This window comes from Paenibacillus sp. FSL P4-0176 (genome assembly GCF_037975265.1).
Lineage (GTDB): Bacteria > Bacillota > Bacilli > Paenibacillales > Paenibacillaceae > Paenibacillus > Paenibacillus amylolyticus.
In genome coordinates, this window is record NZ_CP150242.1 from 965641 (window position 1) to 988646 (window position 23006).

Sequence of the window (23006 nt, forward strand, 5' to 3'; positions counted from 1 at the left end):
AGACAAAAAATCCCCTTTGCTTGTTAGAAAGCAAAGGGGATTCCTGTGTAACTAAGTTACTTCTGCTCTGGTTTCGGGTCCAGAATGGCATAACTGCCTAGCGTGGCTAATTGTGCTGTATTCAGAAGCGCTTCATCCACTGCAGCGAGGGCTTCACCGGCAGCTGTCATCAGCTCATCAGAATCAACAGGTGAGGCGAAACGGAGAATGACTCTGCTCTCTCCTTTTTTGAGTTCACTCTCAGCCTTGGTTTTGTACTCATTAATGGACGCGACTTCGAGATCATTCTGTACATAATAATCATTGGCATCGCTCTCGCCATTAAACATCGCGAGCTCGGAATCAAGCCAGTAATCTTGATCCGCTATTGTTTTCTGACTGGCAGCAGTCTCATCGTTGGCATTGTACAGGAAGTACGGGATGCCGGAGTTCGTCAGGTTGTTGGTGGCATCGACATGGAACCATTCGTTCCCGATTTTGACCTTGTTCCATGCATGTGGAACGCCGCTGGAAGCGCCCGTTACAACGATACTTTCCAATCCCGAGAGATCGGAGAGCAATTTGTAAACGGAAGCATAGCTGGCACATACCCCAACTCCTCTGACCAGAATACCGTATGTGGTAAACGAGTCATTAAACTGTGGATCGACATTTTTGAAGTTGTTCTGCTCCGCATTCTCCAGCGCTGCATCGTCATACTTCGCGTTATCGTTCAGATAATCGTAGATGGCTTTTCGTTTCTCGTCTTCGTTCATGCCGTCTTTGATAATAGAAGCCACGACTTCGTTCGCTTTGGCAATAATCTCATCTTGCTTCTTCTGGATACCACTAGCCGATTCATTGTAATGAATCGAAAGGGTAAGCGTACCATAGTTGTATTCGAAACCTTCCACACCAAGAATCAATGGATTCTGGTACATCACTTTCAGAACAACATCTGAGAGTGCCGTGAAATTTTGAGCTTCGGGAAAAGCTTTTAACGAAATTTTATCTTGTGTAGCAATCATATTTTTGGCTAAAACTTCTTCCAATGCGGAATCTGCATTGATCATTGCATCGCCTGTAGCAGGCTGAGGCACGGTTTCCTGATTACCTTGTTCTACATTTTGCTGCGTATTCGATTTCTGCTCATCTACCAGGTTGTCTTCTACAGCTTCTGGAGCTGGAGCAGGTGTTTCATTGGAAGCTTCTTCAGAAGCCATATCTGAAGAATTATCAGAAGTATCATCGGAAGCCTCAGTAGATAGAGGATCAGTTGCATCTTCTGAAGTCTCAGTATCGGTTGTGGACTCTGTAGTTGGAGTTTCCGAAGCCGGTGCTTCTTCTGTTTCTGTTGCAGACTCAGGTGCATCATGATTGTTGATGATTGTTGGCACGTCAGGTGCAGGAACGTAAGGTGTGTCATTCTTCGGTTCCACCAGTCCGTTGCTGGAATCGGCTACGGTTTGCTGAGAAAGTTTGTCCAAATCTGCTTGAGTTACATTCTCTACGCGTACGTAACTTTTCAAAGCTGTTCCTTTAATATGAAAAGGAATATTCGTTTCATTGAACTCTGAAATCTCTACGCTTTTGGTATCATAGACAATGGTTTCACGAGCTAGAGAGCCGTCATTGTACTCAACTGTTGCTTTCTGAGGAAGTACATCTATATTCTTTAATTTCTCCCTATACAATTGTTCTTTCAGAGATGTTGGCAACTGGGAAGCAAGCGGAGCTGTAGGGACACCTCTGCTAAAATTGGATTCTTTGCCTCCACCGATTGCAGTGACGTAATATTCTCCTCGTATACCATGGTTCTGAGTGGTAGTTATCATTTCATTATAAGTGCCGAGCCCGCCTTTTCCGTCTCTCAAAAAATCATTGAAAGACGTCTCTGTCGTTACCGCAATATCTAAAGGCAGACTATTACTGAACGCGTCCTCTGCGCCAGTTAGAGGTACATTTGTATCGAAGTTGGTTAGGTCAGAACGTTTATAAATTTTATATTCGGTGGCACCTTCAACCTTGTCCCAGACCAACTTGAACCGTCTATCTTTGTCAATTTCGTATCTTAGGTTAGGTACGGGTAACTCCGATTTCACTGTAAACGGAATAATGATGGGCTGATCGAGTAGTGTTAGATTTTCCGCATCTGGATCATAATTCAGACGAATGTAATAAATGGGGGCACCGCCCCAAGAACTTTGATCCTTGTTCATCATGGAATCTGAACTTAAAACGCCCCATCCAAGAGGCTTAATGGAAACACTATTGTCGTTTGTCTCTGGAATGGCATATACATCGCTTGCTTTGAGTGCTTTAATATCGGTATGTACACTAATAATGTCACTAGCTCGCAGGTTACTTTTACGTAAATCGGCTTTAAACTTGAACATAAATTCTTCATCCTGAGCTACGTTGTACATCGGCATGATCGCTTGTTCCGATTCAGAGCCGTATTTCTGCTTCAAACTTAAAATGGTAGAACCTTCTACTACTTCTGTAGGGTTATTTTCGGACGGACTACTCTCCTGTTCAGTACTCTGGCATCCAGCCAGTAACAGGGTGAGTGCAAACATAATGAAAAATAGACGTTTCATGATACACCGCTTTCTTGTTTTTCTGAGTTGCTCTAATGCTACGTTTCTACACACCGAAAGATTATCAAAATTGGTTAAAACCCATACTCGAACCTCTTAACGGCCAAACCTCCTATTAATTTCCTAATATCCTTTGCTAGTTTATGGTCATATTGACGCATTGTCAAGGTGAGAGGGTAGGTTTTAAGTCCTGTAGATCAATAGAACAGTTGTAATTTCATAGCGGGGGGACCATGTTAAAATACAAGAGTTACTACATATTTATATATATAACAGTTGAATAATTGAGGAGGCTGGATTGGCGTATGACAGCAGAACAGATTGTCAGAACCTTTTTTGAAGAGGTCCGATCAGGGCGGAATCCCGATTATGCAAGCAGAGTGATGGCGGAACAAGTGCTGGCTCATCAAGTGATATCTGAAGAAGAGGTCACGGTCACCCGAACCCCTTCCGATTATGTGGATCATGTGCGAGAGATGATTGAAGCATACGGGGAGTTTTTACTCGAAATTCAGGAGTTACTGGCCCAAGGTGATAAAGTTTATGTGCGCTGGAGACAAGCGGGTACCCATATCGGCGAAGTGAACGGATACAGCCCAACCAACCTCCCGGTGATTGAAATTGCCAGTGCGGTATACCGAGTGGAGAACGAACGAATTGCAGAGTATTGGATACAGATCGACAGGTTGGGCATCGAGAAACAATTGGAACGTAATCGGAGCTGAGTTTCTCAGCTCTTTTTTAGTTTTCAGTTCTTTGTAAGCGTTCCCGTGTTATAATGGACAAAGTTGTATACAAGTTACCTAAAACGTTTTCTGTCTTTTAACTCCATAATCTGAAAGTGAGGTTCAGTGATGATTAAAGCAACGGAAGATAATCAATATGTTGAACTAACAAGCCCGACAAGTTTACCGAAGGCATCCGGATTCCTTTGGAATGAAAAGATGATGATTCATGTGAATTGCCGGGGGTACGCGGTGGCCCAATTCATGCAGCCCGAACCTGCTAAATACTCGTATGCGCCCAACCTGGAAGCCAAGACGTTTATGCAACCGGAGCAGCCATACTATGCCCACCATCCGGGACGGTTTGTGTACATTAAAGATGAAGTAAGTGGCGAAATCTTCTCCGCCCCGTATGAACCGGTTCGCAAGCAGGCGGATAGCTATACGTTCGCTGTCGGTAAACACGATATTCATTGGAAGGTGGTTCAGGACGACATTTGCATCGAGATGTCCCTGCGTTTGCCGAAGGAAGATGTCATGGAGCTGTGGCGTGTGAAGGTAACCAATCTGTCTTCGAGAAAACGCAAGCTGAGTATCTACCCGTATTATACGGTCGGTTATATGTCCTGGATGAACCAGTCCGGTACATATGTGGAAGATTTGCAGGGCATTGTCTGCTCGGCAATCACGCCTTATCAGAAATATCAGGATTATAGCAAAATCAAAAACTATAGTGACAAAACCTATCTGCTAGCAGATCACCAGCCGACCGCGTGGGAAGTGAATCATGAGACTTTTGAAGGCGAAGGTGGACTACATAATCCTTCGGCCCTTCAGTCAGAGACACTCGCAGGTGGAGATGCGCGGTATGAGACACCTGTGGCTGTATTGCAATATAGTGTAGAGCTGGAAGCTGGAGCTGATCAGGCGTATCGATTTATCTTTGGCCCGGCTCATGATGAGACAGAGATTGAGGGCATTCGTCAGCATTATTTTGTGAAGCAGAATGAGGAAGGACAGGATGGTTTCACCGCAGCCGAGCAGGAGTATGCTGGTTATATTGCGGAAGGGCAAGGAAACATCCAGATCAAGACACCGGACAGCTGGTTAGATAATGTCGTGAATCACTGGCTACCTCGCCAGATGTACTATCATGGCAAAACCAATCGTCTGACAACCGATCCGCAGACGCGGAATTATTTGCAGGACAACATGGGTATGAGTTATATTCAGCCGCAGATTGCGCGGGCTGCGTTCTTGACCGCTTTGTCTCAACAGCATATAAGCGGTGCGATGCCAGACGGTATTATTTTGCACCCGGATGCAGAATTGAAATATATTAACCAGGTTCCTCATACCGATCACTGTATCTGGCTTCCGGTCTGTATGAAGACCTATCTAGATGAAACGAATGACTATAGCATTTTGGAGGAACAGGTTGCTTTTACAGACAGTGAACAAAAGGTTTCCGTACTGGAACATATGAATCTTGCGATGCGCTGGTTGATCCATGAGCGTGATGCGCGTGGGTTGAACTATATCAATCAGGGTGACTGGTGTGATCCGATGAACATGGTGGGGTACAAAGGCAAAGGCGTATCCGGCTGGTTAACCATTGCGTCGGCCTATGCGTTCAATGTGTGGGCAGATATTGGTGAACAGGCAGGGCATGGCGAGGTTGCAGCGGAATTCCGTCAGGAAGCCACTCAGACCAATGCGGTAGCCAATGAGTATCTGTGGGATGGGGACTGGTATGCCCGCGGAATTACGGATGATAACGTAGTGTTTGGTGTAAGCAAAGACGTGGAAGGGCGCATCTATATCAATCCTCAGAGCTGGGCACTTATGAGCGGTGCTGCGGATCAGGAGAAACAGGAGAAGTTAATCCGTGCCGTAGAGGAGCAATTGGAGACGCCATATGGTGTCGAGAAGCTCGCGCCGTCTTTCACAGCGATGCGGGAAGATGTAGGCCGTGTTACGCAGAAACATCCGGGAAGTGCAGAGAATGGTGCAGTGTACAATCACGCGGCGGCGTTCTATATTTACGCGTTGTACCTGGTGGGCGAGAAGGAGAAGGCGTATCGTTTGCTGCGTAAAATGATTCCTGGCCCCGATGGCGAGGATATTCTCCAGCGGGGTCAGCTACCCGTATTTATCCCGAATTATTATCGCGGAGCCTATCATCAATTCCCACGTACAGCTGGGCGCTCTAGCCATCTATTCAATACCGGCACGGTGCCTTGGGTGTATCGTTGTCTGATCGACGGATTGTTTGGATTGCAGGGTCATGCACAAGGGCTTCAGGTTCGTCCGCAGTTACCAGAAGATTGGAACGAGGCATCGGTTACGCGGTTGTTCCGCGGAGCTGAGCTGCATGTAAACATGAAAAAGGATGCAACTGTCCAGACGATTGAAGTGCATGTTGACGGTCAACTAATTGAAGGCGACATTATCAAGAATATACAGGCCGGCGTGAAATATGAGGTGCTGGTGAAGCTGCCTTTGTAGAAAGAGTACGGAGTAGCCGATAATCGGTGTGAAGAGTTTTAACAATAATGAAGACAAATTAAAAACTGCCTTTCCTTTAGAGGAGGAGGGCAGTTTTTGCTTTCAAGATGTTGTTTTGAATTAATCAGTTTGTCAGACTGAATATGATGAAAGAATCCACAAGCTAAGCTTGATTAGCAAACACTCTATTCTTTGACTCTGTACCAATAGCTATAGATTTCGGAATAACCCAGCTTCGCGTAGAGCTTTAACGCAGGTACATTATTCGCAACGACTTGCAGATAACTAGACGTAGCGCCATTCCTTTTTGCCCAATGCAGGAGATGCAGGATCATCTGTTCAGCAAGTCCCTGATTCCGGAAGTTAGCGTCTGTAATGATATCATACAATCCAATATAGCCACGTTCGATTACACCGAACCCACACGCGACGACTTGCCCGTCAATTAACAGCGAGATGAAACCTACCTTTGTCCGGATATTGTCCAACATTAATTTGGTCGTTTCCCGTTGCAGATCATTCACCTGATTCAATCGGCAAAAGTGATCCAGCCAAGCTGTGGTCAACTGTTCGTCGATCTGTACAGCTTGGTGCACAGGCTCTTTGATCTCTTCCAGACTCCGAGTCTGGATACGGGTCAGATCGACAACGCCATACCCTTTGTCTTGCAAAAGTTGGTCGAGATGATCCGGCTGAATAAACGGTGTGATCTTAAATATGGTATTTAACTGATTGGAGGCATAGATGCGCTCACATTCCTCAATCTTCTTATGCACATCTAAAGTGGAGTAATGGATAGGTTGAACGGAGTTGGCTCGTTTGGTATATCCTTTGGCAAAACGGAGTACCCAACCGTCATAAAGTAAAGTAGATAAGGGTTGCCAGTGGTTAAGCGATATTTCTTCAATGGTTTTGTGTTCTGTATCTATTGTATGCGTCATATCCAACCTCCGATTTTATAATTAAATAATAATACATAATTATGTATAAAAATACAATGCAAACATATATATCGCCGAACAGTATGCATTATAGCCGGAGATGGTATACAATTTGATTTGGTTGAATAACTTCAGAAGCGGAGAGCGTTATGTTAACTATAGAATTAAATAATCACAGCATTAACTGTCATATCCAATACGGCAAACGCAAGAAAGTGTCCATCACGATGGACTTGCCTTATATGGTAACAATCAAAGCACCCAATGGTACCAGTGAAGACATGATCCGGCAACTTGTAGAGCAGCACGGGGATGTAATTTTGAAGAAATCCGCACTGATGCAGCGGGCGCTTGACGGTCCTCAAGCCAAGGAATACGAAGATGAGGGCAAAGGGAAGTTTCTGCTTTTTGGCAAGGAACATGCACTGCATGAATTAATTCCTGTGGAGGGGCTTACAGAAGAGGAGCTGCGAGCGAATCTGAAGAAGTTTTATTTTGCCGAGTGTAAACGCATGATTGGGGAGCGCATCGGACGCTATCAGCAAGAGTTGAAGGTGAAGCCGAAGTCAGTTGAGATCGTAGATTCTCCCACCAAGTGGGGCAGTTGTAGCTGGGACAAAAAGCTGACGTTCAATTATCGCCTGGCGATGGCGCCACTGGAAGTGATGGATTATGTCATCATTCATGAACTTTGCCATATTCACCACATGAATCATGATCGCTCTTTCTGGCGGCGGATCGGTAGCATCATGCCGGATTACAAAACAAAAGAAGATTACCTGATGCGAAATGGTCGGGCTATGACACTATAATTCCAGACCCAAGTTTGTACTTGATACGATAGATCCCTCCATTATAATTCGTAAAATCCGCGATGGTCCCACTGTTTGCAGTGAGCGACTTCGCGGATTTTTTGTTATGTCTGGATCAGGAGTGGGTTACTTGAACGCCGTATTGTGTGAAAAAATGAGTAACCGCATCCATGTTCATTCGATCATCAAACAGATGCTCAGGATAATAGATGCCTGGAGCCATAGGTTTGTCCATTGGCATCATCAGTATCTTCTCGGCTTGCACCGCAGCGCCGAGTGCAGTCATGTGGGTCTGACCGAGTGGGTCAGAGACCGTCATCGTTCGTTCAACCTGATTACCTTTCGCATCCAGCCCTTTCAATTGAATGACCAGATGATGTGCACTCCCGGTTCCCGGATTATAGAGCAATTTCCGCCGGAATGGCTGAAAACGTTCACCACTGATCATCTTCCATACTCCGGTTTTGACCAATCCGGCGAGTGCATAGGTAGATACCTTACTATCGAATGAGATACGGAAACTGGCGGAATCGATATGGCTGGTATGAGGCAAAGTGACGTGATCGGGTGTGTCCAGTCTGTAACATGGGGTCGTATACCCGTTCGGGAAATGAACTTTGATCGGATCTGTCATGGGGTAGACGAGTCGGTTCGTGTTGGATTCGGTGACCTGAAAAGGAATACTCATCCGGTCCATGAAGGCTGCCGAATCAGGGCCGGCCTTATCCCGCAGCGACCATAGGGCATGAATGTTTAGTTCGACATGTTGCAGAGAGTTAGAAAGTATCATGGCAAAGAGTGACGCCGTTCCTGCCATCCATCCAGAGGACAGCACTACCGGAGAATGAAGCTCTTCCTGCTCTACTGTACGGATCGCTTGATTGAACACCTCAGTCCAGCGTGTTACATCGATAAGTGGAATTTTTCTCCGCACTGCCGATACCAGTAGCCGATCATCCAGATCGTTCACTGCATTAATGATTAACGATATATTCTCTCCTGCGTGAATCAGTGGATCGTCTGCATTGGTATCAACAACAACCGTTTGGACACGATTGGATGGAAAAGGTGCTGCTTTACCTGCAGAACGGCCTCCCAGTAACAATTCCAGATCAGGATGCCTGTCATGCAAAATGCGGGCAAGCTGTGCACCTACAGCACCATAGCCTCCTGCGATGAGAACTCTTTTTCTATTCATTCTATATACCTCCGTTGATATGTTTATGTACTTATATGTTTAAACTATTGAACATATAGAGGTGAAGAAAAGGAATGCAGTACACCAGCGCGGTATGCGCTAGCTCTGACATTCCACTTCCACGAGATGAACGAGCTGTTTGATTAATTCGATCGCATCGTTGAACTCCAGCTTGTAATACATCTCCGTACCTTTCTTCTGAACCGATAACAGCCCGGATTGACGCAATATTTTCAAGTGATGAGAGACCGTAGGGCGTGACATGGGGACATGCTCTGCAATCTGCGATACGTTCATGCTCTCTTGATCAATGAGCAGCGATATGATTCGCTGGCGAACGGGATCTCCCAAACCTTGAAGATAAGGACTTAGATTCTCGAAAATATCAATAACTTTTTGGTTACCCATCGATTCGTTCATGGCTCACTCCGTTATAATGTTTAATTGTTTAAACGTATTATAAAGCTTAGTTCACTTAAAAATCAAATTTAACATTCCAAGTTGCAGGAAAATAGCTGTTCCGTTTGTCCATTTGAAGTACAATATAAGCAAATATGCCCGTACCACGAATCCATTGATGTATCCGTGGTGGAAGGAGTCCAAGATGGCTGAGAGTAACCATTATTCGGTGCTGGTAGATGAATATATCTCGGAGTTTGCACCTGATGTACAGGTGAGATTACAGGCAATAAGACAGATTATTCGTGAAGCGGCTCCGAACGCCGAAGAGAAAATCAGTTACAAGATGCCTACGTATGCACAGCATGGGAATTTGGTTCATTTTGCCGCTTACCAGCATCATATTGGGTTTTACCCTGCTCCCAGGGGAATTCAAGCTTTCCAGGAGGAACTCTCCAAGTACAAAGGGGCTAAGGGATCTGTCCAGTTTCCGCTGGACCAGCCATTGCCGGAGGATCTGATCCGCCGGATTGTGGAGTTTCGGGTGAAAGAAAATGTGGAAAAAGCTCGGGAGAAGAAGCAGAAGAAGTAGTAAATGGTAAAAACCTGTTAGTCTACTGAAGGGGAAGTACAGATGAACAAAGCACTAATCGTGTTGGATGTGCAGTATGGGATCAAGTCATTGAAGGATTTCACAGTTCAGTTGGGCAAGATTGAAGCGGTTATCGCTGATTTTGAACAGCAACATGAGCCAATCATATACATGAAACATGTAGATTACGATCAGGAGGGTTCTTCACTGTTCTATAAAAATGTTGAGAACCTGGAAATTATAATGGGTACCGGTCAGTATCCTGTTATGGAGAAAAGCAAACCAAGTGCCTTCAGCAATCCGGAGCTAAGAACTTGGCTACATGAGCATCAGGTAGAACATGTATTTATTGTTGGATTCAACATGGAATATTGTTGTCTGTTTACGGCAATTACTGCGGAACACGAAGGGTTTAAGGTAACCTTGATTGAGGACGCAACAGGTTCGGTGAACACAGCGGAGACGTATGAGATGCCGGGTCTGGACATTCAGGATTTTGTCGGTTCGATTTTGAATTGGTCGAATTGTATTGAAGTTTTATATGTGGATGAGTATAAAGAAATGTATCGTATCTAGCGTGGTTTACATGTGACGCCTGAGATTTGAGTATGGTATAATAAGAGCAGATTAGACGTAAAATGCAAAGAGAGCCGTGCTGGTAACACGACTCCTCCGAGCAATAGCCGCTTTTAAGGGCGGTGGGCTTCGGTAACATAAGGGCACGATGAAATAGACCGCATTCCTTTGCTACGGGGGCGGTCTATTTGCGTTTATCGGACAGAATGGCAACGATGAGCGTACCAAAGGTAAGCATCAGCAAGATTGCTTCAAAAACTGTCACAGGGCATCCCTCCCTTCATGGCGAGGTAGCCGACCGACCCTTTAAGCCTATTCTATTGCTTTGTTGATTATAGCATATTTTGTAAGAAGCCAGTTGTTAGAAGCTGTTTATATGTAATTCGTTCATTAGCTGAAGAGCATCCCGAAACCCTTGTAAATAAATCTCTCTTTCCAGAAGTGTTTGCATAGAGAGTTGAGTATCTTCATATAGAAAAAGGGTTTGATTCAGTTGCTCCGGTAAAGCTTGGCGAATATTCTGAAAGTATTGATCAGATTCTTTAGATAGTTGGGTATAATCAGGCTGCGTGTGAGACAAATTGTTGTATAATAACTCTAAGCGCGTTCGGATTAACGGTTCTGCTAAAGATTCCAAGGATTCTTTCACTATATACACCTCTTTTTGAGTATTTGTAGATATTAAGTTTCCATTCGAACACTACAGTGTGCATTATGTTTATTTGAATATACAACTTGTAGTGTGCTTTGTCAACATCACAGTGTGCATTTTAGTTTGGAGGAGAATTCGTATGATCAAGGTTCATTTATCTCGTATTATGGGTGAGAAAAGAATTAATATTGCTGATTTATCCCGACTAACCGGATTACATAGAAATGGGATTGCCAAATTATATAATGAAGAAACCGATGGTGTGAAGTTCGATACGCTGAATCGAATATGTGAGGCTTTGGATTGTGACATCCAGGATATCATTGAGTTTATCAAGGACGAGAAGTGATCTTCAACATTTAGCTAAGGCCCTATACTTTTAAAAAATTGGACATATAGACCGTTACCTTATCGAAGGGACGGTCTTTTTCTGTTTGTATACACATACTGAGCTGCACCGATCGCAAGCGTTACTCCTTTTCAGCGATTTTTCAGCCAGAGCCATTATAATACTCACGGAATCCTGTAATCGAAAAGGAGTTTTTGCATGTCTAAGGTGCTGCATAAGTCGTTTTATCTCATTTTGCTCGTGTTTGTTGCGGTGTTTATTGCTTCGTCCTTGTTGGTTCGGGCACAGTACAACTACGCCTTGTATGGGGACAATCCCATTTTGGGCATGCAGCAGTGGAGTATTTTTCTCCCGGTCATTCTTTTGCTTCTTGGTTCAGGTGTTGGGTTATATGCTCTATGTCTGAAGCTGAACAAATACAGTCCGAAGGTTGTCATTCCGATTGTGCTGCTAAGTTCTTTGGCCATTCAGATCATCGTCATTTTCGTATTTCCGAGAGTGCCCACCGATGATTCACAGACCGTTCTCTCACTCGCCATGAACATGCTGTATGACCAAGACTACTCGTCGTTTGAAACGGGTGGTTATCTGCACATGTTCCCGTTTAACTACTCGATCGTGTTGTACCTGAAGACATTGCTGTACCTGTTCCCGGACAACTATCTGGTCATCAAACTATTTAATATTTTGTTTTCAACGTTAACAACGTTCATGATTTATCTTATCTACAAACAAGTGAACGACAGATCCACAGAATGTGATTACGGTGTGTTGATCTTTGCAGCAACCTACCTGCCGTCCCTGTTCCTGAACAACCTGATCTATAACGATGTGATTGCCACAGCTTTTCTGACATCTTGTTTATACTTTGTTATTCGTTTTGTACGTGAAAAGTCTTGGAAAACAATTGTGATTGCCGCCGTTTTTCTCGCGTTGGGCAATTACTTCCGAAGCATTGGCGTGATCGTGCTGATCGCTGCCATCATATATATTTTGCTGAATATGCGGAGCATCGGAGTGAAGAAAGTTGTCATTTCCATCGGTGTGCTGGGTATGTTGTTTAATGTACCAACCTGGACTCAAAATGCGGTTCTTCAATCCTCCGGTGTTGTGAGCGAACCTGTCGGAGAGAATGCTGCACCGGTCTATATGTGGCTGAATATGGCCATTAATCTGGAGCGTTTTGGCTTCTGGGACAATATGGAGAGTTATCAGATCTATCAGAGGCAGGCCAACTACAATAAGGCTGAGAGCGCAGCATTGTTCAAACAAGAGATCAGCAACAAGCTTTCTGAAGCAAGTGCAAGTGACTTGGTGCAGATGTATTACAAAAAGATTATATGGACCTGGACCGAAGGAACGTACCAAATGGACCGATACGGAATCGGCAATGAAAGTTCCATGGGTGCCGGAAGAGGAAGGGGAGGCGGAATCGCAGGCTCCTACAGTTACACCAATGCGATAACAGAACTGTTACAAGGGGATTCGGCTTATCGGACAGGTTTGCTCTCAATCGTATATGTGATGAATTTCTTGATGTACTGTTTTATTTTCATCCGGTTGGTCGGTGGAATTCGTCGTAAACGATATGATGAAGTCTCCTTGATCCTGGTCATTCTCGGATTCATCGGATTTTATATTCTGTGGGAGATTAAGTCCAGATACATCTACCCTGTATATCCGTTGTTGGTTGTGCTGTCCTATATGGGTTTCAAAGATACGTATGACTTCATATTCCATCGTAAAGGTACCTTGGAGAAATATTCCCTGAGAAAAAGGTGATCATATGCGAAAAAATAAATATTTCACATCGGTTACAATACTCCTTTTGCTGGGGTGCTCGGTTATGCTTACGGCCTGTGATGTGATAACCGCCCAGAATATTACCAAGACCAGTTCTGTGCAAGGGATGAACGGTGGCGCTATGCCGAATGGTGGTGGCCTGGGCATGAATGGAGGAACACCGAGAGGTGGAAGGGGCACCCCGGACATGAATGATCGAACAGGCAGTCCTGGCATGACGCAGGGGATGATGAATGCCGACATTACTGGTAGAGTCATCTCCGTGAATGGAAACACAGTTACGCTGGCGTTACTTGAGGTGCAGGATAGCTCATCTCCAAGCATGGAGTGGAAGGATACCGGAATGGAGATGAGATTGAATATAGGTGATGATGTTGTTATCACTGAAGGTATGGGGACGCCGGGCTCGGGCAATTCCAGCTCACGTGCGAATTCGTCCATTCAAGTGTCTGATCTCCAAAAAGAAAACATCGTGATGGTGTGGTATAAGGACAACACCGAGACGGTGGACAAGGTGATGGTTGTCCAGTAAAAAATGATGGGATTATCGTCATTTTGTAATTGCTTACATTTGGCATATCGGCTATTATGGTAACAACTGGTTTTTTGAAGGGAGTGAGCGTCATGAAACGACGGTCTAAGATAGTATGTTCTATCACTACAATGAAGGTAAGCATAAACTGAATAATTCCGGCAGATCATTCAGATACAGTGTGGGACACATCCAGTTTCCCAGTCCGATCTGAGATCTGCTGATATATAGGGATATAACTGCTCATTTTTTCTGGCGTATGCGAGTTTTATTTGCTTGTGCAAATTTCTCATACACTCAGAATTTTTAAAAGCCGCAGGCATAGCCTGCGGCTTTTTGCGCGCAAAAATAGGCATTCGGTGGTTACAAGCAATACACATAAAACGATCAAAAAGGAGAAATGCCCATGTTAAAATTAAAATATTTATTTCAAAATAATGATCTTGCCGACATGATTCTAAAGAATTGGAACTATGATCCTGAGTCGCTGAATATGTTTCAGTATTATCGCATATCCTCCAATGCCGTGTATCCGTTCAGAGATCAGGGGGAAGTGAGATTGCTTCGTTTTGCCCCGGTAGAGGAGAAAAATCAAATCAATCTTGGCGCTGAACTGGAGTTCCTGCGTTATCTTCAAACGAATCATTATGGAGCCATGGAGGCGGTACCTTCCCATTCAGGGAGAGAACTCATAGAGGCTCACACCCCATGGGGAGTGTACTATGCTTCCGTATTCAAGCGAGTACCTGGATCGCAGTTAGGAAGCATTGATTTGAATGACTCCATCTTGTACAGCTATGGTCAGGCATTGGGTGAGCTGCATCATTTATCACGTACATTCATGCCTGAGCAAAAGGAGAAACGCTGGACCTATACGGATGTTTTGGATTGGATGCAGGAGATCCTGAAGGGTTTTCCTGGTGAAACGGCTGCTTTGAATGAGGTGGAGTTTCTTCGAACGTATTTTGCGACTTTACCGATGACCCAGCAAAATTTCGGTCTCATCCACTACGATTTTGAACTGGACAATGTCTTCTATGATGAAGGTAGCCAGTCTTGTTATGCCATTGATTTTGATGACTCGATGTATCACTGGTACGCGATGGATGTGGAGCAGAGTCTGGATAGTCTACGTGAGGAGATCGAGCCTGAACAATGGGAGCAGAAGAAACAATTGTTCCTGAACGGGTACTGGTCCGAGGCAGGAGAACGTTATGATCTGGAGAGTATGTTCCCCACTTGTCGCCGTTTTGCCAACTTGTACGGTTATGTGCGTATGCTTCGATCTGTTGCAGAGCAGTGGTCACATGAGCCGGAGTGGATGAGCGGACTAAGAGCGAGGTTAGAGAGAATAATGACAGAAAAGGCAGAGCAATTCGGTTATCCGATTTAATTTCTAGTGCAGACCGACGCTTCTCCAATTCCATAAAAATATGTCATGTTCACACCAGCATAATATGTTTCGAGAGAAAAAAACCAGCTGGGAATTCAATGTAGAATTCCTAAGCTGGTTTTTACATGTTACTCGGTATAATCACTTATCGCAGTTCGCCCCGCCTCTACACTGATCCAGTAGGAATAATCTTCGCGCACGTCCACATAGAGGTTAAGTTCCTTCGCATCAAGGTTACTTACCGTTATTTTGAAATTGCCATAGGCATCTGTTGTAACCTGCTGCGTCTGGATGTGCTCTACAGCAGGCGAAGGACCATGAATTTTGATCGGCATCGTCTGGTTGGCATACGCCGGGAACGTACCTTGAAGGACCAGTGTGTGATCGGCGGAATATACTGCTTTCATGGTCTGATCCGGAAGTCCGCCGTTCTTTTCATTCTCGGTAGCTTCAGTGGCATCCTTCGGTCTGCTCCATAGTTCGAAGCCTTTTTCCTTCAGGTTCTGGAGAAAAACAACGGCCTCTGCCCGGGTCAAGGATTCTTGTCCCGCATAACCTTGCACCGTTGCTGCGGTTTTGCCTGAAGAGTATCCCATGTTCAGCAGATACCGGATGGCATCGTCATCCTGGGTATAATTTTTACCGCCAAGCCCCGCCACGATTACGGCTACTTCTGTTCGGTTCAAGGCATGATTGCGCAGCTTAGGATTCTGTTTGCTGGCATTCAGTTTCAGATTCAACGCGGAAGCATAGGTATAATAACGATCACTCCAGATGTTTCCTTTAATAGCTTGTCCCTCTGCAGCATCGATGCTCTGAATGACATGGGAATTCGCATACAGCTTGAACAACATGGAGAGGAATTCGGCTTCACTCACCTGATTGTTGGGTTTGAACGTTCCATCCTCGTATCCACTGACCATTTCCTGTTGAACGGCCCATTGAATGGCATCTTTCGCCCAATGTGTACGGACATCAGTTAATTGGGGAATTCCCGTGACAGTAACAGAGACAACCGCTTCTTTCCCTTCAAAACGAATCCGAATTTCGGCTTTACCAGCCTGAAGTCCAATGATTTTTCCATCCTTGATGGCGATGCGATCTGACGTCGTGGTGAAGGAAACGTTAGACTGTGGAACATAGGATGTTCCGTTATCATTCACGGCAGTGATTGAAGGTAGATCAATCTGTTCTCCTGCTCGGACTTTCAGGTTTGGTTGTCCTGGCGTTATACGGGTAAGTGTTGTATCTTGAACACCGTCCACATGGAAGAAACGTGTGGAGTATGAGATTTCCGCTGCTGTACCGTTTTTCTTTTGCAGACCTGTAATTCGAATGTTGAACGTATCGCCGTTCTTTAACAATTGCACATCGTCGGGACGGAAGATAATGGCGTAGCCATATCCATATCCACCTGTCTCTACATTGAAATAGGCTTGATTAAACCATTGTTTATCCGCAGGGTCCACGTTGTAATAACCCGTTGGAAAGCCAGTGTTCTGGTTCTTGGCATTAAAGTTCCATGTACGTTGATCGGAAGTTCGAGTCATCTCGACCTGTACCTCAGACAGTGATGGCTTCGCGAATACATCTGTATTCAGTTGAACAGACCAGGCCTGTGTACTGCCAAAGGCTTCGATTGGAAAAGCTCCCTGATTCGGGAACAGGCTGTAGTTGAACGAAGTTCCCCCAGTTCTGCTTTTATCAAATACCTGCATGGCACTATAGTACTGATCATATGTCTTGCCTGCTTCACTACGAGTGGCGAGTCCAAATCCGATTCGTTGCAGTTGTGGACTCAAAATCCAGCGCCTGTGACCCAATCGATCAATATTGGAGGCATCCGAATCATTCATATAGGCCTGAATGCTTTTTGTCAGGACGTTATTCTTTGCGCTGCTGGTAACGTACAGATTGGAGCTGCTGGCAGACTTTGAACCGGTGTCAAAGAAATCCTTTGGCATATCTCCTGGCTGTTTTGGAGAATGGGACAGGTATCCACCCGTGGAGACCACAACAGCCCCATGCTGGGCTTGACGATTCAATGCCGGATCAAGGACAAGATCGCCCTGTAGCCCCGTGATAAAACGATAAAAGTTGGCTGCATTCAGCCCTTGTTCCAGATAGGCGTCACTTACCACACCAGCAGAGTAGGGAGCACTTGTCGAAGGTGTCTTTGTATACAGGGGAGATGTATCATTGCCATTCATCCACTGATTCCACTTTTGGACAATCTCCTGCTGACTTCGCTCAGGTAACAAACTGTCGACCTGTTCCGCATGTGCCGCTTGAGCACCCCACAACAGAAACAGCAAACCTGCCAAGGGCAGAGTGAACAGTGAATGTATTTTATTTTTCCGGTAAACCATGTTTCCAACCCCTCTCATATCTGAACGTACGAAGAACATATGCATGTTCAGCATTATGGTATATTCATCGACATTACAGCTGGTTTTGCTTAGAGCCAGGCATGAGAGCACAAGGCCGAGCATGTGAAGGAGGATGTTTAAATTAGGGAGTTGGTGGTTTTTTTGTTAAAAAAAGAGCACAGGCCACCCCGCTGATTGGGGACAGCTTATGCTCTTTCTACATATGTATCTACTTTTTAGTCGAGACTCAGGTCGAAATCAGGCTCACACATATAACTTAATGGGTACAGATCATCTCGTGCCGAGATTAATGCACGGAAATGCAGATAAAGATTATTGGGTTGTACCACAATGCCACCAACACGATGGGGCATAAGTTCAGCCACGACGAAGACATCCTCGGCATTGTTACATTTAAAAAGAACATTTTTCGGATGAATGACTTCCTCCAGGTAACTGTACGTCATCACGTGAAATGTTTGTCCGCGCCAGTTTGTCTTGATTACTTTATAGGACTGTGTGCGAACCAGATCCAAATAACGTTCCAGCTGGAACGTATGTTCAAATTGCGTAATATAACCTTTTTTATCTACATCAATGGTAAATTCGACATCATAGCTCACATGCATTTCATCTTTATAAGTTCCGTTCATGACCTTCATGGCCTCAAAGTGTGATCCGAATTCCGTATCTTCCACATAGGGAATGGTAACGAGTTCGGGGTCAACATATTCTGTGATCTTACTGTTACTGGAAGGTGGGGTGTAATACTTCGATGGCTGAAGATCAATCGATCCAATCATGCTTCCTGGGAAACCGGGGCTGCAAGTTATTCGCATATTCATCTCCTTAGTTGTTGGTCAGTAGTTAGACGAACGACTAGGGAGAAAGTTGCACCAGAATAAGGAAATGAAGGACGGGAAGAACCCAGTATGTCTATCTCCCAACATCGAGCAGGAACGAATGGTAGGTAAATATTCTTTTAAGTCATGAATCGCACGTCTACTTCTGTGCCTGCTACTTTCATATGACCAGTAGCACCGGCGCTATTTCCAATCGTTCTGCTCTTTTGATAAAGTATCTGTAGGACATAACGGAGATACATATCAACTATGAGACAACATGAATGGGTCATGGAGAACCGTGCCCCATATCGCTCTCGGAGAGGAGTCCATCTAATGAATGTGAATGAACATGTGATCGAACAACAGTCTCTTACCTTTGTGGGCATCAAACGAACGTTCTCTTGTGTGGATGGTGAGAATTTAATAGAAATTCCTAAGATGTGGCAGGATGCTTTGGCAGACGGCATTGAGGAACGTTTAAACGGGTTCAATAACGGAGCTATTCCCGGTCTGGTGGGCATCTGTGTAGATCAGAGAGAGCTGAAGGATAATCAAATGGAGTATTGGATTGCTACCTCTTACTCAGGTGAAGTGCCTGAAGGTTTGGTGTCCATCGAACTTCCTGCGTCCCATTGGGTCGTATTTGAAGCTGATGAACTAGAGCCGGAAGCGATACAACGGTTGTGGCACTATATTATGACAGAGTGGTTTCCTTCCACTTCATATCAGCATGCAGGGATTCCAGAACTTGAAGTGTACAAAGGTGATGGCACACCTCCCCAAGTCTGGATACCTGTAAAATCACTATAAGAGGTTGTTCAAAAAGTCCGCTTTTGATTACGAAGGATGCCTAGAGGCATCATCAGCATTGAATATGGAATTCAGCCGAAATGTCCGTTGCTCACGTAGTTTCCCTACGCTCCGCTACTCCATTTCTAGCTTCATCCCATCTTCTCGGTACTGAAAACCAATCTTTTTGAACAGGTATTATGAGCAAAATTGAATTAGGAGGTCTGCGATGTTATCCAATAAAGTGATTGATCATTGCCAGGAGCAAGGCTGGTGGCATGAAGATGTTCCAGCAACCTACGAAGAAGCATTGCAAAAGCTGGAGATTGATCTTCAATCGGATTTTGCACAATTTTATCTACATGCAGAGGATGGACCAACTTTTTACAGCAGGCATCAGGAGTTGTATCAGATCTGCTGGTTTATGGAGAACACCGTATATATGGAAGACATGGATGTAGCACAGCTTACACTGGGACTTCCCGAGGCGTATATTCCACTGGACAGTTTTGAAGGTGAAGGTGGATTTTTCTACAACCGTCAGACGGGAGAAGTGGTACTGGTGGAACTGGGTGAATCGATTGAACGGTTTCTTAATGGCGAGAGTGAGCCGCAGTGGGCTGATTTCAATGCTTTTCTGGAGTGGTATTTCGTTCTGGAGGAGGAGACGGTGCAATGAAAGATCTGACACCGGAACATGCCGAACTGGAGCGACAAATTGTAGAAACGGTAGAATCCGGTAATGTGCTGGATGAGACGCAACAACATGAACAAGCACTTATCTATTATGATCAGGCATGGGGCATGTTGCCCGAGCCGAAGATGGAATGGGAGATTGCAAGCTGGATCGCATCCTGTCATGCGAATGCACATATCGATCTGAAGCAGTATGGACTGGCGAAGCCGTGGGCTGAGATATCGTTAAGTACGCGGAGTTCGGATAGAAGTACGAGTCCGTTGATCGATCTCGGCATGATCTGCATGAGACTTGAACAGCATGACGAGGCGTATTCGTATTTGCATCAGGCGTATGAGTTCGGCAGAGAGCGTGCATTTCAGGGAAGTCCGAGGGATGTGTTGAGTTATTACATTGAAGAGCGGGCTAAGCGTAACTAGAATGATTCCGACCAGACCATGAAACAAAAAGGGTACCCCGGTTTGGCCAAAACATGACCACAGGAGTACCCTTTCGAGTTGAATATTCGTTTATTACAGGATGTTTGACTTCATTTAATCCGAAATGTTACGCGTATAGTATTCAATAATATCCTTACGACGGATAATACCGAGGAAGACACGATCGACATCCACCACGGGCACAAAATTTTGGTCTGCTGCAAGTGTCAGCATATCCTCCATTTCAGCCTCAATGAATACACATTCATTATATACCCGATTGTTAATCTCATGGACCTGAACCTGATCCATCGTATCAAAAGTCAATCCGGGTGTATTTCGCATTTTCCATAACAAATCGCCTTCGGACAGGGTAGCAACATATTTTCCATCCTGGTCAATCACGGGAACGGCGGTGTAGTGTTGCGATTCCAATTGCTCAATAGCATCTTTCATGGAAGCGGTAGACTTGATATAGGCCACTTCGGCTTTGGGGAGTAAAAAATAGCTGATTTCCATCATCGGGCTCCTTTTCAGCCTTTTGCATAGCAAAAAAGCTTTAGTATGTAATCTCACTCTCCTTATTTAAACATATTATGTGAGCTTTCGGCTATTTTTAATGATAAATTCGTCAGATTTGTTTCATTGTTTAAATGGCTCTGGAAATCTATAGTGTATATTAGAGGTGATGTAACCATGAAATCAAAACGTAAATTAATGTACGGACTGCTGCCCATCTTGTTTGCAGGTGGAATCGGAATGTATCTATACATGCAGAATAACAAAGAAGCAGAGGCTAAGCCCCAGACTACCCTGAATCAATACATAGAGCATCTGCAAAAAAAAGAATTTGACCAGTTGTACACCTTGATGACACCTGCTTCGTTGCAAGAGTCGGGCATGAACAAGGAACAATTTGTTGAGAAATACAATGCGATCTATTCGGGGATGGAAGTATCCACCGTCAAGGCGGAGGTTAAACCTGTGGAGGTTGACGAAACGGCTTCCGATGGCAGTAAGACCGATGCAGAGAAACAAAACCCGGATACATATGAGGTGGATTACAACCTGCAACTGACAACTTTTTTGGGAGAAGTCAGTGAGACGCATACATTGAAAATGGTCCGGCAGGAGCTTGAGGACGGGGGCAAAAACTGGAAAATTAACTGGCAGCCTTCACTGATCCTGAATGACATGGTTAAGGGCAGTAAGGTACGAGTGAGGACACTGTTCCCGGATCGTGGAGACATTGTGGATCGTGATGGTTTGCCGCTCGCTACCAAGGGCACGATGAATGAATGGGGCATTGTACCTGAGAAACTTGGGGATAACCCGGACCAGATGATTGCCCGAATCGCGAGCCATTATCAGGTTTCGGAAGATGCCATTCACAAGGCGCTTGCGCAGACATGGGTGAAGCCAGAGTATTTTGTCCCGATTGGTTCAACGGAGGAGTTTGACGTACCAGAATCTTTAAGCGGGGTTACGATGCAAAGCAAGGAAATCCGCTATTATCCACTCGGCAATGCGGCTGCGCACCTGATTGGATACGTGCGCAAAGCCACCAAGGAAGATCTGGATAAGGATACGGAAGGGTATTATCGCGCAGAAGATTGGATTGGCAAAGCGGGTTTGGAGCAGTCCATGGAGAAACAGCTGCGTGGTGAACGTGGTGGTCTGATCGAAATCACCGATGAATCCGGTAACTCTCGTTCTGAGCTTATTCGCAAGGAAGCTGTAGATGGACAGGATGTTCAGCTGACGATTAGCTCCAAACAACAAAAGAAATTGTATCAGACTTTATCCAGTGGTGGAGACGCCGGTGCAATGGTTTTGATGGATCCGACGGACGGCAACCTGTTAGCGTTGGTCAGTGCGCCTTCCTATAACCCGAACAAGATGGTTACAGGACTTACTCAGGTAGAGTGGGATGCTTATTCGGCGAATGAGAAGCTTCCTTTTATCAACAGAGTCACTACCCGGTATGCACCAGGATCAACTTTCAAAGCGATTACAGCCGCAGCGGGACTGCTGGAGAAGGTGACTACAGCGGACAAAACCCATGATATCTCTGGCTTGCAATGGCGCAAAGACGATAGCTGGGGCGGTTATTATGTTAAGCGTGTGAAGAGTTTATCCCCGGTTAACATGGTCGATGCTCTGGTGTATTCGGACAATATTTACTTTGCGATGGAAGCGATCGAGATGGGTAGCGCCAAGTTTATTGATGGGATCCAGAAGTTTGGTTTTGGCGATAACTTTGGACTGGATGAACTGTATCTGAAGCCAAGCCAATATGCCAACGAAGCACATCTGGATCTGTCTTCCGAGGTGTTGCTCGCTGATACGTCCTACGGGCAAGGGGAGATGTTGATGTCCCCGATTCATCTGGCATCGTCATTTACACCTTTTATTAATGAAGGGAAACTGGTGAAACCTGTTCTGATCGAGGGAAAAGAAAGCACTGAGCCTGAGGTAATTATTACTCCGGAAGCCGCAAATACGGTTAAGGATGCTTTGGGAGAAGTTGTTTCCCGGCAGGGAGGTACGGCCCACACCTTGAATTCAATACCTGGAGGGCTCGCGGGCAAGACGGGAACAGCGGAACTGAAAGCAAAAAAGGGAGAGAAGGGTCAGGAAAACGGATTTTTCGTAGTGTTTGATACTGATTCTCCGAGCTTTCTGTTATCCGCTGTAATTGAAGAGGTGAACGGCCGAGGTGGAAGCCACTATGTCGTGGATAAATTAAAGCCTTTTTTGGAAAAGTTGGAGATTACGCAGTAAATCCGATTTAATATATAGCCTCGCAAACATCATAAAAAGACCCG

21 protein-coding genes are annotated in these 23006 nt (G+C 45.0%); 13 read left to right on the top strand and 8 right to left on the bottom strand.

Annotated elements, in window-relative coordinates; genetic code table 11:
- Positions 1–56 precede the first annotated feature (56 nt).
- Positions 57–2579 (bottom strand): transglutaminase domain-containing protein, encoded by a 2523-nt coding sequence (locus tag MKY95_RS04415; RefSeq protein WP_339197091.1) that lies wholly within the window; start codon positions 2577–2579, stop codon positions 57–59.
- Positions 2580–2884: 305 nt separating this feature from the next.
- On the opposite strand from MKY95_RS04415, the gene MKY95_RS04420 reads away from it, so the two are divergent.
- Positions 2885–3304: an ester cyclase gene (locus MKY95_RS04420; RefSeq protein WP_339197093.1), complete on the top strand. Its 420-nt coding sequence runs from the start codon at positions 2885–2887 to the stop codon at positions 3302–3304.
- Positions 3305–3433: 129 nt separating this feature from the next.
- Positions 3434–5812 (top strand): NdvB protein, encoded by a 2379-nt coding sequence (locus MKY95_RS04425; protein WP_339197096.1) that lies wholly within the window; start codon positions 3434–3436, stop codon positions 5810–5812.
- 185 nt (positions 5813–5997) lie between these two features.
- Here MKY95_RS04425 and MKY95_RS04430 read toward each other — a convergent pair whose 3' ends face one another.
- Entirely contained in the window at positions 5998–6753 is a 756-nt protein-coding gene (locus MKY95_RS04430; protein ID WP_339197099.1) for a GNAT family N-acetyltransferase, read from the bottom strand.
- Positions 6754–6902: 149 nt separating this feature from the next.
- Between MKY95_RS04430 and MKY95_RS04435 the strand changes: the two genes are divergently transcribed.
- Positions 6903–7565, top strand: coding sequence for a SprT family zinc-dependent metalloprotease (locus tag MKY95_RS04435; protein WP_339197102.1), 663 nt, complete (start codon positions 6903–6905; stop codon positions 7563–7565).
- A 115-nt stretch (positions 7566–7680) separates the two neighbouring features.
- Here MKY95_RS04435 and MKY95_RS04440 read toward each other — a convergent pair whose 3' ends face one another.
- The gene (locus tag MKY95_RS04440) at positions 7681–8763 is read right to left on the bottom strand and encodes a saccharopine dehydrogenase (RefSeq protein WP_339197104.1); all 1083 of its coding nucleotides are present in this window, start codon (positions 8761–8763) and stop codon (positions 7681–7683) included.
- A gap of 99 nt (positions 8764–8862) precedes the next feature.
- On the bottom strand, positions 8863–9183 hold the full coding sequence (locus MKY95_RS04445; protein WP_036605985.1) for a metalloregulator ArsR/SmtB family transcription factor: 321 nt from the start codon (positions 9181–9183) through the stop codon (positions 8863–8865).
- A gap of 184 nt (positions 9184–9367) precedes the next feature.
- Here MKY95_RS04445 and MKY95_RS04450 point away from each other — a divergent pair, with 184 nt between their 5' ends.
- Both MKY95_RS04450 and MKY95_RS04455 read left to right on the top strand, forming a co-directional pair.
- Positions 9368–9754: a DUF1801 domain-containing protein gene (locus tag MKY95_RS04450; protein WP_036605984.1), complete on the top strand. Its 387-nt coding sequence runs from the start codon at positions 9368–9370 to the stop codon at positions 9752–9754.
- A gap of 42 nt (positions 9755–9796) precedes the next feature.
- A complete protein-coding gene (locus MKY95_RS04455; RefSeq protein ID WP_036605983.1) occupies positions 9797–10330 on the top strand; it encodes an isochorismatase family protein in 534 nt (177 codons plus the stop codon).
- 361 nt (positions 10331–10691) lie between these two features.
- Here the strand turns inward: MKY95_RS04455 and MKY95_RS04460 are convergent, their stop codons facing one another.
- Positions 10692–10979 (bottom strand): DUF6809 family protein, encoded by a 288-nt coding sequence (locus MKY95_RS04460; RefSeq protein ID WP_076253750.1) that lies wholly within the window; start codon positions 10977–10979, stop codon positions 10692–10694.
- A gap of 142 nt (positions 10980–11121) precedes the next feature.
- Between MKY95_RS04460 and MKY95_RS04465 the strand changes: the two genes are divergently transcribed.
- The 4 genes from MKY95_RS04465 to MKY95_RS04480 all read left to right on the top strand — a co-directional run bounded on the left by MKY95_RS04465 (position 11122) and on the right by MKY95_RS04480 (position 15059).
- Positions 11122–11331 carry a helix-turn-helix transcriptional regulator gene (locus MKY95_RS04465; RefSeq protein ID WP_036605982.1) on the top strand — a complete coding sequence of 70 codons (210 nt, stop codon included), beginning with the start codon at positions 11122–11124 and terminating at the stop codon, positions 11329–11331.
- A 198-nt stretch (positions 11332–11529) separates the two neighbouring features.
- Positions 11530–13113: a glycosyltransferase family 39 protein gene (locus MKY95_RS04470; protein WP_339197110.1), complete on the top strand. Its 1584-nt coding sequence runs from the start codon at positions 11530–11532 to the stop codon at positions 13111–13113.
- 4 nt (positions 13114–13117) lie between these two features.
- The gene (locus tag MKY95_RS04475) at positions 13118–13666 is read left to right on the top strand and encodes a hypothetical protein (protein WP_339197113.1); all 549 of its coding nucleotides are present in this window, start codon (positions 13118–13120) and stop codon (positions 13664–13666) included.
- 406 nt (positions 13667–14072) lie between these two features.
- Positions 14073–15059 carry a phosphotransferase gene (locus MKY95_RS04480; protein WP_339197116.1) on the top strand — a complete coding sequence of 329 codons (987 nt, stop codon included), beginning with the start codon at positions 14073–14075 and terminating at the stop codon, positions 15057–15059.
- 128 nt (positions 15060–15187) lie between these two features.
- Here MKY95_RS04480 and MKY95_RS04485 read toward each other — a convergent pair whose 3' ends face one another.
- Both MKY95_RS04485 and MKY95_RS04490 read right to left on the bottom strand, forming a co-directional pair.
- Positions 15188–17428, bottom strand: a complete 2241-nt coding sequence (locus MKY95_RS04485; protein ID WP_339197118.1) for an S-layer homology domain-containing protein — start codon at positions 17426–17428, stop codon at positions 15188–15190.
- Between the two features lie 236 nt (positions 17429–17664).
- Positions 17665–18267 (bottom strand): hypothetical protein, encoded by a 603-nt coding sequence (locus tag MKY95_RS04490; protein ID WP_339197121.1) that lies wholly within the window; start codon positions 18265–18267, stop codon positions 17665–17667.
- 339 nt (positions 18268–18606) lie between these two features.
- Between MKY95_RS04490 and MKY95_RS04495 the strand changes: the two genes are divergently transcribed.
- The 3 genes from MKY95_RS04495 (at position 18607) to MKY95_RS04505 (ending at position 20178) form a co-directional block, all read left to right on the top strand.
- Entirely contained in the window at positions 18607–19083 is a 477-nt protein-coding gene (locus tag MKY95_RS04495) for a GyrI-like domain-containing protein (RefSeq protein ID WP_339197124.1), read from the top strand.
- A gap of 208 nt (positions 19084–19291) precedes the next feature.
- Entirely contained in the window at positions 19292–19741 is a 450-nt protein-coding gene (locus tag MKY95_RS04500; protein ID WP_127546735.1) for a hypothetical protein, read from the top strand.
- Positions 19738–20178 (top strand): hypothetical protein, encoded by a 441-nt coding sequence (locus MKY95_RS04505; RefSeq protein ID WP_339197128.1) that lies wholly within the window; start codon positions 19738–19740, stop codon positions 20176–20178. The genes MKY95_RS04500 and MKY95_RS04505 overlap by 4 nt, the downstream gene beginning before the upstream one ends.
- 114 nt (positions 20179–20292) lie before the next feature.
- Here the strand turns inward: MKY95_RS04505 and MKY95_RS04510 are convergent, their stop codons facing one another.
- Positions 20293–20697: a CBS domain-containing protein gene (locus tag MKY95_RS04510; RefSeq protein ID WP_036605969.1), complete on the bottom strand. Its 405-nt coding sequence runs from the start codon at positions 20695–20697 to the stop codon at positions 20293–20295.
- A gap of 177 nt (positions 20698–20874) precedes the next feature.
- Between MKY95_RS04510 and MKY95_RS04515 the strand changes: the two genes are divergently transcribed.
- The gene (locus tag MKY95_RS04515) at positions 20875–22962 is read left to right on the top strand and encodes a penicillin-binding transpeptidase domain-containing protein (protein WP_339197131.1); all 2088 of its coding nucleotides are present in this window, start codon (positions 20875–20877) and stop codon (positions 22960–22962) included.
- The last annotated feature ends 44 nt before the right edge of the window (positions 22963–23006 follow it).